Annotated in this window: 10 protein-coding genes; 4 read left to right on the forward strand and 6 right to left on the reverse strand. The window is 64.2% G+C overall.

The annotated features are described in order from the left end of the window. Positions 1–11 precede the first annotated feature (11 nt). Both M1D44_RS19650 and metE read right to left on the reverse strand, forming a co-directional pair. Complete coding sequence (locus M1D44_RS19650; RefSeq protein ID WP_316854312.1) at positions 12–1,889, reverse strand: ankyrin repeat domain-containing protein; 1,878 nt, start codon at positions 1,887–1,889, stop codon at positions 12–14. A gap of 617 nt (positions 1,890–2,506) precedes the next feature. Beyond that, the gene (gene metE, locus M1D44_RS19655; RefSeq protein WP_316854313.1) at positions 2,507–4,828 is read right to left on the reverse strand and encodes a 5-methyltetrahydropteroyltriglutamate--homocysteine S-methyltransferase; all 2,322 of its coding nucleotides are present in this window, start codon (positions 4,826–4,828) and stop codon (positions 2,507–2,509) included. A 124-nt stretch (positions 4,829–4,952) separates the two neighbouring features. On the opposite strand from metE, the gene M1D44_RS19660 reads away from it, so the two are divergent. After that, on the forward strand, positions 4,953–5,870 hold the full coding sequence (locus M1D44_RS19660; protein WP_112187633.1) for a LysR family transcriptional regulator: 918 nt from the start codon (positions 4,953–4,955) through the stop codon (positions 5,868–5,870). Here the strand turns inward: M1D44_RS19660 and M1D44_RS19665 are convergent, their stop codons facing one another. Beyond that, on the reverse strand, positions 5,871–6,791 hold the full coding sequence (locus M1D44_RS19665) for a LysR family transcriptional regulator (protein ID WP_316854314.1): 921 nt from the start codon (positions 6,789–6,791) through the stop codon (positions 5,871–5,873). Between the two features lie 113 nt (positions 6,792–6,904). Between M1D44_RS19665 and M1D44_RS19670 the strand changes: the two genes are divergently transcribed. Beyond that, the gene (locus M1D44_RS19670) at positions 6,905–8,062 is read left to right on the forward strand and encodes an acyl-CoA dehydrogenase family protein (protein WP_024979258.1); all 1,158 of its coding nucleotides are present in this window, start codon (positions 6,905–6,907) and stop codon (positions 8,060–8,062) included. A gap of 104 nt (positions 8,063–8,166) precedes the next feature. Next, positions 8,167–8,805, forward strand: coding sequence for an FMN-binding negative transcriptional regulator (locus M1D44_RS19675; RefSeq protein WP_112187638.1), 639 nt, complete (start codon positions 8,167–8,169; stop codon positions 8,803–8,805). Positions 8,806–8,845: 40 nt separating this feature from the next. On the opposite strand, the gene fahA is transcribed toward M1D44_RS19675, so the two are convergent. The 3 genes from fahA to M1D44_RS19690 all read right to left on the reverse strand — a co-directional run bounded on the left by fahA (position 8,846) and on the right by M1D44_RS19690 (position 13,212). Next, on the reverse strand, positions 8,846–10,117 hold the full coding sequence (gene fahA / locus M1D44_RS19680; protein WP_316854315.1) for a fumarylacetoacetase: 1,272 nt from the start codon (positions 10,115–10,117) through the stop codon (positions 8,846–8,848). Positions 10,118–10,416: 299 nt separating this feature from the next. After that, positions 10,417–11,775: a homogentisate 1,2-dioxygenase gene (hmgA, locus tag M1D44_RS19685; protein ID WP_316854316.1), complete on the reverse strand. Its 1,359-nt coding sequence runs from the start codon at positions 11,773–11,775 to the stop codon at positions 10,417–10,419. 63 nt (positions 11,776–11,838) lie between these two features. Then, entirely contained in the window at positions 11,839–13,212 is a 1,374-nt protein-coding gene (locus M1D44_RS19690; RefSeq protein ID WP_461241629.1) for an MFS transporter, read from the reverse strand. A gap of 133 nt (positions 13,213–13,345) precedes the next feature. Here M1D44_RS19690 and M1D44_RS19695 point away from each other — a divergent pair, with 133 nt between their 5' ends. Beyond that, positions 13,346–14,263 carry a LysR family transcriptional regulator gene (locus M1D44_RS19695; RefSeq protein WP_316854317.1) on the forward strand — a complete coding sequence of 306 codons (918 nt, stop codon included), beginning with the start codon at positions 13,346–13,348 and terminating at the stop codon, positions 14,261–14,263. Positions 14,264–14,266 lie beyond the last annotated feature (3 nt).

The following is a 14,266-nucleotide window of genomic DNA, read 5'->3' on the forward strand; positions in this document are numbered from 1 at the left end:
CCATCGGAGCGCTACACGGCAGCGTCTCCGTCTTCGGCAATCGATTCCATGGGGCGGCGGCCCCGCCGTGCCACGGCGGGCAGCGTCGCGGAGGTCAGCACCGGACCTTGTTGTCGCGTCCAACGCGGCGCGCGCACGGCATCGAATGCCGGGTTGTCCATGACTGCATTCTCGTGATCAACCGAAAAGCGCGAAAGTGCAGCCGCAAACTGCGTTGCGTCTGCGTGATAGCCGAGTCCGGGCGGGCCGCTGGTTTGCGGACGTTTGCCGTTGTGCCCGTCGGTGTCGGTCAAGCCGAGCTTGAGCTGTACGAGCCCCGGATACCGGTAGCCGCCCGGGCCCTTCATGACGCCCATCAGCCCGCGATGTGGCGCCCGGGCATAGTCCAGCGTGAGCGCCACGCCACGGGGTTTGCCGTAATCGACATCGAGCGGGCCGCCCTTGGTGGCGCGGCGGCCCTGGTTATTGTTCAGGAGTTGCGGATCCAGCAAGATCATGGACGGCTGCTTGGGCAGCAGGACACGGCTCTCAACCGTCGCACGAAAGCTCTGCGCCATGGCGCCGCCCATGGAAGCGCCAGAAATGAAATCCAGTTCGACATGGTTGGGCCGGGACAGAATCTTCGCGAACAACTCACCCGCCCGCTTGGTCGCACGATCAACATCGCCAATCCGGCCGAAGGCGCTGCTGATGTCTTGGCGCACATCCCGGAAGTTTTGTGTGCCGCCGAAGAACATGCGCAGGCGCTGCGGCCCTTCGGTGTCGTTGGCGGACGCAGGCTCCAGCGCAACACTGATGTGGGCGATTCTCATGGCGTTGATCAGTTCTGCGTGCTCGCCCTCTGTCAGGGCTTCGGCCAGGGCGGGATGTTCCAGCGCTGAAAGACCGTAATTCCGGAAGTTGCCGCCGATTTCCTTGGCAAATTTCGAGAACGTCTCGCGTATGGCGTCCCGCTGCTGGGCGCGCACGTTCACGTCTTCCGACGACAGGGCGCCGAATCCCAATGCCTCGGAAAGCGCACTGGCGTCCCGGTCAGGCAATTCGTCGAACGTGCGCAGCGCGTCGTGGACGAGGTTGATCTTGTGCCCCGATTTCAGATCGTTGATTGCCGGCGTGGCCGAGCGCGCTCTCGCTGGCGACAGCCGTAGGTCAGGCTCCACCCGCAACTCGGCCAACGGAGTTGCGATCTGCTCTGAGCGCCGCGTATTGGCCGCTGCCGCGCCGGTGGGCAGTGGCTTTCGGTCACGAAGGTTGCCGATCAAGGTCTCGCGTTTGGCAAGTTCCAGAAACGCCTTTGCCGCCACGCCCGTTTTGGGGATGGTGTCTGGCGACCCACCAAATCGCATCGTCAACACGCGCGCGAATGTGCGGCCTGCTGCGTTCGGGGTGCGCAGATCAGGGTTATGCGCCAGCATGGCAAGCACCGTGTCTTTGTTCGCTGCCTGGGCGAGTCGCATGACAGCCGTATTGCCGCGCGCATCGCGGGCATCGATTGGCGCGCCCGCACGGACGAGCAGATCGACGGCTTGCGCAGAGCGCGCGTTAAACAGCGGCGTCGCGCCTTGATTGTTGGTTGCGTGCACATCGGCACCGGCTTCGAGCAATTGCTCCAAAAGCGCGATGTCGCGTCCTGCCACGGTATGCAGTGGCGTATTGCCAACGCTGTCCTGCGCGTTGACATTCGCGCCGTGCGCGACCAGCGCCTTGGCCAGCCTGAAGTTGTCGCAACCCAGGGCGCTCACGAGCAGCGGGTCGCCGTGGTGGTCAACGGCATTCACGAGGTCGGGATGCTTCGCGAGAATTTCGTCAAGCCGCTCAGATGAAAAGTCGTGCTGCCACACCATGTCGAGCACCTCTGCACGATGCTCGGCCTGGTGCAGGAAGGTCATCCCCCAGCCGTCACCAGGCGGAATCGACGGTGCAGCGCCCTTGTTCTCTGGCGACGTTGCGGAAGCCGCTTCTCGGCGGCTCGTGCTTGGCGACCACTGCGCGCCCGAGCGAATCGCCTTGATTGCGTCGTGCAGTTCCGGGTCGGCGGACGTGTGCCCAACAGCCTTTGTGCTGCTTGTAGAAGCGGCGCTGATGGCAGGCGGTGTTCCTGTGTGCCTGCGTGCGGGCAGCCGGCTAAGTTGAGGCGAAGCTTTGCGAGCGCTGCGCCCCGAGCTGCTGCTCGTCTGCTCCGGCATCTGCCGGGCATCGGCCACGCGGTTTGTGGGCGCAGACGAACCGAGCCAAGAGCGAACAAGGGAGACCGGGCTTTTCATGGGATCGTCCCATCGATATTAGAAAACACGAATCACTGGATTCAATGGTGTTTTCTGCACGTGTCAGCCGCGTACCGCAGTGCGAAACGGTGAGTGCGTGTGCGAAGGGATGGTGCCTTGTTGGTTGACATTGGCACCGCTGCGACAGCCTTGTGGAACCTGGCGCACGTTGTTGCAAGGGATGACGAAAAAAAACGCCAGCTGGATGGCTCCAGCCGGCGTCTTTTGGGAACCCGCAACAATCAGGCCGATGCGGTTTCAGCCTGAGCACGCTGGCTGCCAGCATGCGCCGCGTTCGCATGCTTGGCACGCAGGCGGCGCGCGGCTTCCACCATGCCTTGCAATGCCGCTTCCACTTCCGGCCAGCCGCGGGTCTTGAGGCCGCAGTCGGGATTCACCCACAGGCGTTGCACCGGCACAACCTGCGCGGCCTTGTCGAGCAGCGCTTCCATCTCTTCCACACGCGGCACGCGCGGCGAATGGATGTCGTACACGCCCGGGCCGATCTCGTTGGGGTACGCAAACTCGCCAAACGCGTCGAGCAGCTCCATGTTCGAGCGCGAGGTCTCGATGGTGATCACGTCGGCATCCATCGACGCAATAGCCGGAAGGATGTCGTTGAACTCCGAATAGCACATGTGCGTGTGGATCTGCGTGTCGTTGCGCACGCCGGAGGCCGACACACGGAACGCGCGCGCCGCCCATTCGAGGTAGCCCGGCACGTCAGACGCGCGCAGCGGCAGGCCTTCACGGAAGGCCGGCTCGTCGATCTGGATGGCGGCAATGCCAGCGGCTTCCAGATCGCACACTTCGTCACGCAGGGCCAGGGCGATCTGCAGTGCGGTTTGCTCACGCGGCTGGTCGTCGCGCACGAAGGACCATTGCAGCATCGTTACGGGGCCGGTCAGCATGCCCTTCATCGGCCTGGCGGTCAGGCTCTGCGCGTACTTGGACCACTCGACCGTCATGGCTTCGGGGCGGTACACGTCGCCATAGATCACGGGCGGCTTCACGCAGCGCGAGCCGTAGCTCTGCACCCAGCCGTTGGCGGTGAAGGTGTAGCCCCACAGCAGCTCGCCAAAGTATTCGACCATGTCGTTGCGCTCGGCTTCTCCGTGCACGAGCATGTCGAGGCCCAGGGCTTCCTGGCGGCGCACGACGTCGGTAATTTCGGCGCGCATGCGTTGCAGGTAATCCAGTGCGGGCAGTTCGCCGCGCTTGTGCTGTGCGCGTGCCTGGCGAATCTCGGCCGTCTGCGGGAACGATCCGATGGTGGTGGTCGGCAGCAGCGGCAGGTTCAGGCGGGCTTGCTGTGCTTCAGCGCGGGCAGCATAGGGCGCAGCGCGGTCCGCATCTTCTGCGCGGATCGCGGCCACGCGCTTCTTGACGCTTGCGTTGTGCACGCGGCGCGATTCGGTACGCGAGGCGATGGCGGCGCGGTTCTCATCGAGCGTCTTCTGCACGACAGCCGGGCCTTCGACGAGTGCAAGCTTGAGGATCGCCAGTTCATCCAGCTTCTGGCGCGCGAAGGCCAGCCAGCCCTTGAGTTCGTCGTCGAGCTTGGTTTCGGCAGACAGGTCCACCGGCACGTGCAGCAGCGAGCAGCTCGGCGCCACCCACAGGCGATCGCCAAAGGCTTCGGCCAGCGGAGCCACGCGTTCCAGCACGCGTGCGAGATCCGAGCGCCAGATGTTGCGGCCGTCCACCACGCCAACGGAGAGGACCTTGTCTGCAGGCCACGGCGCGAAGGCGCCAAGCTGTTCCGGTGCACGCACCAGATCCAGGTGCACGCCGTCGACGGGCAAAGCCTTGATCAGTGCCGCGTGGTGGGAAGCGGCTTCAAAGTACGTCGAAAGCAGCAGCTTCGGGCCCTTGGCGGCGGCCAGCGCCTGGTAAGCGGGGCTGAATGCATCGACCCACGCTTGCGGCAGATCCAGCACCAGCGCAGGTTCGTCAATCTGCACCCACTCCACATTCAGGGCGGCCAGGCGCTGGAGCACGGCCGTGTAGGCCTGCAGAACCTGCGGCAGCAGGGCGAGCTTGTCGTTCAAGCCGTTGCGCGCCTTGGCCAGATGCAGGAACGTGACCGGCCCCACCAACACGACCTTCACGCGGTGCCCAGCGGCCTGTGCTTCGCGCACTTCATCGAAGAGCCATTCGGTGCCGGGGCCAAAGTGCAGGTCCGGCGTGAGTTCGGGCACGAGATAGTGGTAGTTGGTGTCGAACCACTTCGTCATCTCCATGGCTGCATGGTCGGCATTGCCGCGCGCGAGCACGAACGATTGCGCCAGCGTCAGTTGTGCGGCGTCAAAGCCATAGCGTGTGGGAATGGCGCCGAGCAGCGCGGCCGTCTGCAGTACCTGGTCGTACCAGGCGAAATCGCCCACGGTCACAAAGTCGAGGCCCGCATCGCGCTGTGCCGTCCAGTGGCGCTCGCGCAAAGCGCGGCCGGTGGCGCGCAGGTCGTCTTCGGACGAAGCGCCTTTCCAGAACGATTCAAGGGCGAACTTCAGCTCGCGTTGTGCACCGATGCGCGGGTAGCCGAGGGTATGGATGGTCGTCATAGTGGTCGCAGGAGAGGCGATTCGTTTTTCAGTCCTGCGATGATCGGCGACCCTATGTCATGAATCAAATGATATTATTTTCGATAAAGTTGAATCGTATTCATACATTGGAAGCCGCACCAACATGCTTGAAATCCGCCACCTACGCACGCTGATCGCCTTGGCCGACGGTGGCTCCGTCTCGCGCGCCGCCGAGCGGCTGCACTTGACGCAATCGGCGCTGTCACATCAGTTGCGCGCGCTGGAGTCGCATTACGGGCTGGCCGTCGTGCGCCGCAAGGGCCAGACGGTTGAATTGACCGAAGCGGGCGAGCGCATGCTTGAACTCGCACAAAAGGTGGTCGCCGACATCCAGACCGCTGAGCGCGATCTTGAGCGCATCAAGGGCCGCGCGGCCGGCACGCTGCGCATCGCGCTCGAATGCCACACCTGCTTTGACTGGCTGATGCCTGTGATGGACGCTTTCCGCCAGCGCTGGCCCGAAGTCGAGATGGATCTTGTGTCGGGCTTCCACACCGATCCGCTCGCGCTACTCAAGGACGGCCGTGCCGACGTCATCATCGGCTCCGATGCCAAGATGCGACGCGGCGTGGTGTTCGCGCCGCTGTTTCGCTTCGAGATCCTCGCCGTGCTGCCGGTCGATCACGCGCTGCGCAACAAGAAGTGGCTGGACGCGAAAGACTTTACGGACCAGACGCTCATCACGTACCCCGTGCCCGAAGAGCGCATCGATCTGATCCGACAGGTGCTGACACCGGCCGGGATCGCATTCAACCGCCGCACTGCGGAACTGACCATTGCCGTGCTGCAACTCGTTGCCAGCCGCCGCGGGCTTGCCGCGCTGCCGAGCTGGGGCATCAAGAACTACGTCGATTACGAATACGTGGTGGCCAAGCGTGTCGGTAAGGAAGGCCTGTGGAGCGATCTGTACGCGGCCATGACGCGGGACTACGCGCAGGCACCGTTTGCGCAGGACTTTATCGAGACGGCCAAGTCGATCTGCTTTGCGCAGTTGCCGGGCCTGATGCCGCTGGAAGCGTAATCAAGCGCGTTCCTTCTGGGGCAGGCGCGGCAGCTTGCCTTGCAGCCCCTCCTTGAGGAAGTCCAACAAATGCCGCGTCGCCAGCGTCCGGTATCGGCTTGGCATCGCCAGCATGTAAAGGCGGCTGCCGAACACGCTGAACCGATACCCGGGCAGCACGCGTTTGACGTGGCCTCCGCGCAAATCATCCGCAGCGGCGTAATAAGGCAGGATTCCGAGCCCATTGCCCGAACGCACGGCGGCCTGCAGGAACAGGTAGTTGTCGGAGGAGACGCCGGGGTCGAGTGTCACGAGCGTTCGCTCATCGCCCAGTTGCGCCGATAGCCGCAGCGGCTGCCCAACCGCTGGCGCGCTGACGATGGTGTGTTCGTGCAGCGCGTCGAGCGTTTTCGGCATGCCACGCACGGCCAGGTAGTCCGGCGCCGCGCACAACACCCAGTCGACTTCATCGAGCAGCGTGGCGACGAGCGATTCCGGCGGGTTCGACACGATGCGCAGCGCCACATCCACATCTTCGCCAATCAGGTCGGACACGCGGTTGTCGAACCGCACATCAAGGCGGATATCCGGATACGCGCGCTTGAACGCCACCAGCAGCGGTGACACCAGCAGGTGCCCCAGCCCCGTCGGTACCGACAGCCGCACGCTGCCTTGCAGCGATTTGCCGAGCGAAGAGACAAGCGCATCGGCGGCGGCCATTTCTCGCAGGATGCTGCGACCGTGTTCGTAGATGCCGGCGCCCACCTCGGTGGGTTCCACGCGGCGCGTGGTTCGGCGCAGCAGTTGCACGCCCAGCGCGCGCTCGAATGCTTTTAGCCGGTGGCTCACGTTGGAGCGCGTGGTCTGCAGCCGGCGCGCCGCCGCCGACAGGTTGCCCGCATCGACGATTTCCACGAACAGCTTGAGCGCATTGAGATCCATGACGGCCAACCAGATTGGTGAATGGGATTCGACATTCTGTTGATGCGGGCAAAGATTGTCAAAAAACGCCGGCCGGGTAACATCCCCGGGAACATCCCACAGGAGCAGGTGACATGGCGCTCGACGACGAATCCTTCGGTTTGCTGCAGCAATCAGTGCAGCGCTTCATCCAGGAACGGCTCGTGCCGGCGGAGAACATTCTCGAGGAAGAGGACGACGTGCCCGCCGACATCGTCGCCGACATGAAGGAGATGGGGCTCTTTGGCCTGTCGATTCCGGAAGAGCACGGCGGCATTGGCCTGGCGATGGCGCAGGAATGCGAAGTGGCGTACGACCTCGGACACACGGCGCTGGCCTTTCGCTCGGTGTTCGGCACCAACGTCGGCATCGGCTCGCAGGGCATCCTGATGGACGGCACCGATGCGCAAAAGGCCAATTACCTGCCGCGCATCGCCAGCGGCGAGCTGATCATCTCGTTTGCACTCACGGAACCGAACGCGGGGTCGGATGCTGCATCGCTGCAGACGCGCGCCACGCTGGACGGCGATCACTACGTCATCAACGGAACCAAGCGTTTCATCACCAACGCGCCGCGCGCCGGGGCATTCACGTTGATGGCACGCACGGGTGGCGAAGGCGCGAGCGGCATCTCGGCCTTTATCGTGCCGGCCGATACGCCCGGCATCACGCTCGGCAAGCCAGACAAGAAGATGGGGCAGCGCGGCACCAAGACGTGCGATGTGCTGCTCGATAACGTGCGTGTGCCTGCGGCCAACATCATTGGGGGCGTGGCGGGGCAGGGCTTCAAGACGGCGATGAAGGTGCTCGACCGCGGCCGCCTGCATATCTCGGCGCTGGCATGCGGCATGGCGCACCGGCTGATGACCGACGCGGTGGCCTATGCCAAGGAGCGCAAGCAGTTCGGACAGCCCATCGCAGACTTTCAGTTGATCCAGGCCATGCTGGCCGACAGCCAGGCAGAGCTGTACGCCGGCATGTCGATGGTGCGCGACTGTGCGCGCCGCTACGACGCCAAGCCGGTCGGCAAACAGGATCACGAAGTCAGCATGCTGGCCTCGTGCACCAAGATGTTCTGTACCGAGATGGTGGGCCGCGTGGCGGATCGCGCGGTGCAGATTCACGGGGGCGCGGGCTACATCGCTGAATACAAGGCCGAACGTTTCTATCGCGATGTGCGCCTGCTGCGTCTGTACGAGGGCACTACGCAGATCCAGCAGCTCATCATCGCCAAGAACCTGCTGCGCGACTAGGCTGGCTCTAACAATCTGCCAGGATCTGGCTCTGTTTTGGAGCCACGTTCTGGTTCAGAATGGACGCTTTCCTGTTCGATTGCAGGGTCGCTGCCGGAGTTGCCATGTACGTTCCCGCCCACTTTGAAGAATCGCGCCCCGAGGCGCTGCACGGCCTGATCGCGCAGAACCCGTTCGGAACGCTCGTCACGCATGGCGAGCATGGGCTGGACGCGAACCACATTCCGTTTTTGCTGCTGCCGGAAGAGGGCAAGCTTGGTGTGCTGCATGCCCACGTGGCGCGCGCCAATCCGGTCTGGAAAGACGTGGCGAATGGCGACGAGGTGCTCGTGATCTTCCGCGCGGGCGATGCGTATATCTCGCCGACGTGGTATCCGAGCAAGCACGAAGCCCACCGGCAGGTGCCGACATGGAACTACCGCGTCGCGCATGCGCATGGTCGTATCACCGTGCGTGACGACGAGCGTTTTGTGCGCGGCGTGGTGGCACGCCTGACGCGCACACACGAGGCATCGCAACCCACGCCGTGGAAGATGTCCGACGCCCCGGCCGACTACACCGACGCGTTGCTCAAGATGATCGTTGGCATCGAGATCGAGATCACGCGCATCGAAGGCAAACTCAAGCTGGGCCAGAACAAGGAAACGCGAGATATCGTGGGCGCCGGCGAAGCGCTCAAGGCCCGCGGCGAGCGTGTGATCAGCGACGCAATGCTGGCTTGCGCTGCTGCCAAGACGGAATAAGGCGGAGCGACCGACTGCTGATCCGTCGCTCCGCACCGCATTACTTCGCGCTGCGCGCCGGCAGGATCTCGCCGCGCACCTCCCCAAAGCCCACGCGATAGCCATCGCCCTGGCACCAGCCGGTCATGATGACTTCATCGCCGTCTTCCAGGAACGCACGCGTGGTGCCGTTGCCGAGGTCAAGCGGCTGCTTGCCGTTGAGGGTCAGCTCCAGCAGGCTGCCGTACGAATCCGGTGTCGTGCCGCTGATGGTGCCGGAGCCCATCAGGTCACCCACGCGCACGTTGCAGCCGGACACGGTGTGGTGTGCGAGCTGTTGCGCCATCGTCCAGTACATCGCGCGGAAGTTTGTGCGGGCGATGGTGGTGCGCTCGCCGCCGTGGGGGCGCAGTGCGGTTTCGAGGGCGATGTCGTAAGCATTGGGGCGGCTCTGGCGCAGGTATTCCAGCGGCTCCGGCGATTGGGCCGGGTTGGCCACGCGGAACGGCTCGAGCGCGTCCATCGTCACGATCCACGGCGAGATCGATGTGCCGAAGCCCTTCGAGTTGAACGGGCCGAGCGGCACGTATTCCCATTGCTGAATGTCGCGCGCGCTCCAGTCGTTGAGGAGCACGACGCCGAACATGTGGTCCGGTGCCGCGTCAACGGAAACCGGCTCCCCGAGCCCGCTCGGCTTGCCGACCACAAATGCCATCTCGAGTTCGTAGTCCAGCTTGCGGCAGGCCGTGAAGATCGGGCGCGGCTGATCGGGCAGCTTGATCTGGCCCATCGGGCGATGCAATGGCGTGCCGCTCACCACAACCGAGCTTGCGCGGCCGTTGTAGCCGATCGGGATTTCCAGCCAGTTGGGCAGCAGTGCATTCTCCGGATCACGGAACATGCGGCCGACGTTGGTGGCGTGTTCGCGAGACGAATAGAAATCCGTATAGCCCGGGATGTCGATGGGCAGGTGCATCACGGCATGTGCTTGCGGCACCAGCGCGCGGGCGTGCAGCGTGGCGTTGTCGCGCACGTGCGTGTCGGCCACGCTGAACAGCGTTTGCAGCTTCTTGCGGGTTTCCGCCCATACGGGCTTGCCGAGTGCGATGAAGCTGTTGAGCTTGCCGGTGCGGAACGTGCCGCGTGTGGATGCGGGCAGCAGCCCGGCGTCATCCAGCACGCCAAGATCGATGACTTGATCGCCCAGTGCCACACCTGCGTGTGGCGACGGGTTTTCCTTGGTGGAGAAGATGCCGAAGGGCAGGTTTTCCAGCGGGAAGTGGGTGTCGGGGGTGTTGGCGGATTCGAGCCAGCTTAGTTGTCGGGTGGTCATGATGGGGGCGGTGGTTTGTTGTATGGGCGGGTGATTCTTGACGCTGTCAGTGCATCCTTGTTTCATCCCCTGCCGGGGCTGACTTACTTTCTTTGTCTTGCCAAAGAAAGTAAGCAAAGAAAGGCGCGCCCGAGATGGCGACTTCCCCTTGAATTTATGTTGCAGGGAGGGAAGGGAGGCAAACTCGCTGCGCTCAGACAGGCCTCCCTTCCCTCCCTGCAACAGAAATTCAAGGCGCGATCTAGGGCATCAACGGCCAAACATTCGCGGCGCTTGCCTTGGCGTGAAGGTTGATTTGCTTAACGCTTGCTCGGGTCGAAATGCTTCTTCAGGCCCTGCCAGCATTCGAAATATTTGGCCTGCAACTGTGCCGATTCCGCCGCGAAGCGCGTCGGGCGGATCACCGCCGGTGTTTCGAACATGAAGGCCATCGTTGCGTCTACCTTGTGCGGCTGGGTGGTGTCGCCGTTGCTGGCTTTCTCGAAGGTGTCGGCATCGGGGCCGTGGCCGCTCATGCAGTTGTGCAGGCTGGCGCCGCCCGGCACAAAGCCTTCGGCCTTGGCGTCGTACACGCCCTGGATGAGGCCCATGAATTCGCTTGCAACGTTGCGGTGGAACCAGGGCGGGCGGAACGTGTTTTCGGCCGCCAGCCAGCGCGGCGGGAAGATCACGAAATCGATCGTGTCCACGCCCGGCGTGTCGGAGGGGCTTTGCAGCACCAGGAAGATCGACGGGTCCGGATGGTCGTAGCTGATCGAGCCGATGGTGTTGAACAGGCGCAGGTCGTACTTGTACGGCGCGAGGTTGCCGTGCCAAGCCACGACGTCCAGCGGCGAGTGACCGATCTTCGCCGTCCACAGGCTGCCCTGGAATTTTGCGACGAGTTCAAAGTTGCCCTCGCGGTCTTCATACCAGGCGTGCGGCGTGAGGAAGTCGCGCGGGTTGGCCAGGCCGTTCGAGCCGATCACGCCCAGGTCTGGCAGGCGGAACATCGCGCCGAAGTTCTCGCAGATGTAGCCGCGCGCGTCACCGTCCGGTAGCTCGACGCGGAAGCGCACGCCGCGCGGGACGACGGCAATCTCCAGCGGTTCGACATCGACCACGCCCATCTCCGTCAGCAGGCGCAGGCGGCCTTGCTGCGGGACGATCAGCAGCTCGCCGTCGGCGTTGTAGAAGAAGCGGTCGGTCATCGACGCGTTGGTGGCGTACAGGTGGATGCTGCAGCCGGTTTGCGCGTCTGGCCCGCCGTTGCCGGCGAAGGTGACGATGCCGTCGATGAAATCGGTGCCGGCCGCCGGCGCGGGCAGCGGGTCCCAGCGCAACTGGTTGGGGGAGGGCGGTACCTCGTTGAAGTTGCTGTGGAAGCGGCCTTGCGCCATGGCTTCGAACGGCAGATGCACGGCACCCGGACGAATGCGATACAGCCACGAGCGGCGGTTGTGCGCACGCGGCGCGGTGAACGCCGTGCCGGAGATCTGTTCCGCATACAGGCCATACGGCGCCTTCTGCGGCGAGTTCTGGCCGTGCGGCAGCGCGCCGGGCAGTGCTTCGGTGGCGAACTCGTTGCCGAAGCCGCTTTGGTAAGCGGGCCGGTCCAGCGACGCGGGGGTGAATGCGAAGGGGGACGCGCTCGGGGCCGTCGGGGCGAGCATGTTCATGGTGAAGTCCTTGGAGAAAAGGTCAGGAGCGTCTTCAGGGAAAGCGTAGTCGTTAGAAAGCCATCAAGCGGGCTTGCCGGTTGTGCGACCTGAGGCAAAGCGTGCGGCGTCCGGGCCACTGGCGGCCAGCGTGAGCGCCAGCACCATGCCAAACGACACCAGCGCCGGCACCGCCGCGGCCGAGAACAACGCCGGGCCGCTCCATTGCATGGCAATCAGTTGCCCGCCGATCACCGGGCCGATGACGGAGCCGATGCGGCCCACGCCAAGGCTCCAGCCGATGCCGGTCGCGCGCAGCGTGGTGGGGTAATACGTGGCGGCTAGCGCATTCACCGCAGGCTGCCCGCCGACGATGCAGAAGCCGGCCACGAACACCACCGCCACCAGCATGGGCAGCGCAGCCGCCACATGGCCGATCAGCCCAACGGTGACGGAGGCGATCAGGAAGCACACGGCCAGCACGCGCACAAAGCCCAGGCGATCGATCAGCCGGCCCAGCGTGAGCGTGCCAATGACGCCGCCCACCTGCAGCGCGGTCGCTACCAGCACGGCGGTATCCGTCGGATACCCCGCATCGCGAATCAGCGTCGGCAGCCAGTTCGACAGGAAATACAGGTCGATCAGGTTCATGAAGTTGATGACCCACAGCACGAGCGTGACTTTGGCGCGGCCTTCGGTGAACAGCGCCGAGACCGGCATGCCGTGCGCAGGTGCCTCGGGCACCACGAATTGCGTCTGCGCGTTCACCTGCAGTTGCGGATCAAGCTTGCTCAACCAGCGAGCCAGGCGCTGATGGCGCGTCTGCCGCATTTGCCCATGGCCCTTGAGCACCAGGTATTGCAGGGATTCCGGCAGCCACAGCACCATCATCACGCCAATGGCGAGGGGCACCAGCCCGCCCACCAGGAACACCGCATGCCACCCAAAGCGCGAGAGCAGCGCCGCGCTGACAAAGCCGCCAAGCGCGGCGCCCACGGTAAAGCCACACGACACCAGCATCATCCACGTCACGCGAGAGCGCGCGGGGCTGAACTCACCGGCCAGCGCCATCGCGTTGGGCATGATGCAACCCAGGCCCAGGCCCGTGATGAAGCGCAAGACGAGTAGGGCCCGCACCGTTTCCACCTGCGTGGTGGCCAGCATGCAGGCCGCAAAGAAGAACGTGGCGACGATCAGCACCGGCCGACGCCCGAAGCGGTCGCCCAGCACGCCAAATACCAGCGAGCCGACCAGCATGCCGACCAGCATGCCCCAATCCTTGATGATGGCCGGCGCCACATAGCCCATGGCCTGCACGTCAAAGCCATCGATGATCAGGCACAGCCCGCATATGGCGAGCAACAGGATCTGGAAGCCGCCAACCTTGCCCTGGTCGATCAGGCGGGCAAGGTCGATGGGCGTGGACGGCGCTTCATGTGCGGCGGGGGCAGGGCGCATGGTGGTCTCCGGTGGCGGCGTTGCCGCTCTGTTCTGGATTTTTGGTATGCGCGTATTGTCCGGATCGGATGAAAATTTGGAATATCAATGCGAGAATGAGTGCTATTGATATCGTGAATGTTGAGGGGCCGCCATGCTGAATCTGCGGGATGTCGACCTGAACCTGCTGGTGCTGTTTCAGGAAATCCTGCGCGAAAAGCGCATTTCTGTGGTCGCCGAGCGGCTGGGTCTGTCGCAGCCGGCGGTGAGCAACGCGCTGTCGCGCCTGCGCCAGACCTTTGACGACGAACTCTTTGTGCGCACGCCGCGCGGCATGATGCCGACCGCACTTGCCGAGCAACTGGCCGAACCGGTTGCCACAGCGCTCGACACGCTGCAACGCGCCTTCGGCCAGCGCACGCACTTTGAAGCGGCCACCTCCACGCGCACCTTCACCCTTGCCATGAGCGACGTCGGCGAGGTGTATTTCATGCCGGTGCTGGCGCAGTTGTGCGCCGAGCAGGCGCCCGGCGTGCGCATCGACACCATGCGGGCCGGCGGCTTCGATATGAAGGCGGGGATGGAGGCAGGCGCCATCGACCTGGCCATCGGCGCGTTCGATGATCTTTCCGGCGAGAGCATCTTTCAGCGCCGCCTGTTTCAGCAGGATTACGTGACGATGTTCCGGCGCGGCCATGCGCTGTCCGAAGGCAAGCTCACGCTGGAGCGCTTTCGCGCCGCGTCGCATCTGGTGGTGGCGAGTTCGGCCAGCCCCTACAACGCCATCGGGCCGCTGCTGGACAAGGCAGGGATCACGCAATCGGCGCGTTTTTCAGTGCCGCATTTCGTGGCGGTGCCGTACATCGTCAGCACGACCGACCTGGTGGTGACGGTGCCGCGCAAGCTGGCCGAACGCGCGGCGCCGCCGTTCGGGCTGGAGTTCGTTGCGCCGCCGCTCACGCTGCCGGCACTCCAGACCAATGTGTTCTGGCACCGGCGCTTCCATCAGGACGCCGGCAACCAGTGGCTGCGCAACGTGGTCGCGCAGCGCTTTGCAGAGTTGGAGGGCTAGGCT

The organism is Ralstonia sp. SA306 (assembly GCF_054792405.1).

Excerpts from the sequence above, each read along its gene's own strand:
- M1D44_RS19650 (WP_316854312.1), bottom strand. The coding sequence starts at position 1,889 with ATGACCTTCCTGCACCAGGCCGAGCATCGTGCAGAGGTGCTCGACATG.
- M1D44_RS19675 (WP_112187638.1), top strand. The coding sequence starts at position 8,167 with ATGTACGTTCCCGCCCACTTTGAAGAATCGCGCCCCGAGGCGCTGCAC.
- M1D44_RS19665 (WP_316854314.1), bottom strand. The coding sequence starts at position 6,791 with ATGGATCTCAATGCGCTCAAGCTGTTCGTGGAAATCGTCGATGCGGGC.
- M1D44_RS19695 (WP_316854317.1), top strand. The coding sequence starts at position 13,346 with ATGCTGAATCTGCGGGATGTCGACCTGAACCTGCTGGTGCTGTTTCAG.
- M1D44_RS19660 (WP_112187633.1), top strand. The coding sequence starts at position 4,953 with ATGCTTGAAATCCGCCACCTACGCACGCTGATCGCCTTGGCCGACGGT.
- M1D44_RS19690 (WP_461241629.1), bottom strand. The coding sequence starts at position 13,212 with ATGCGCCCTGCCCCCGCCGCACATGAAGCGCCGTCCACGCCCATCGAC.
- hmgA (WP_316854316.1), bottom strand. The coding sequence starts at position 11,775 with ATGAACATGCTCGCCCCGACGGCCCCGAGCGCGTCCCCCTTCGCATTC.
- fahA (WP_316854315.1), bottom strand. The coding sequence starts at position 10,117 with ATGACCACCCGACAACTAAGCTGGCTCGAATCCGCCAACACCCCCGAC.
- M1D44_RS19670 (WP_024979258.1), top strand. The coding sequence starts at position 6,905 with ATGGCGCTCGACGACGAATCCTTCGGTTTGCTGCAGCAATCAGTGCAG.
- metE (WP_316854313.1), bottom strand. The coding sequence starts at position 4,828 with ATGACGACCATCCATACCCTCGGCTACCCGCGCATCGGTGCACAACGC.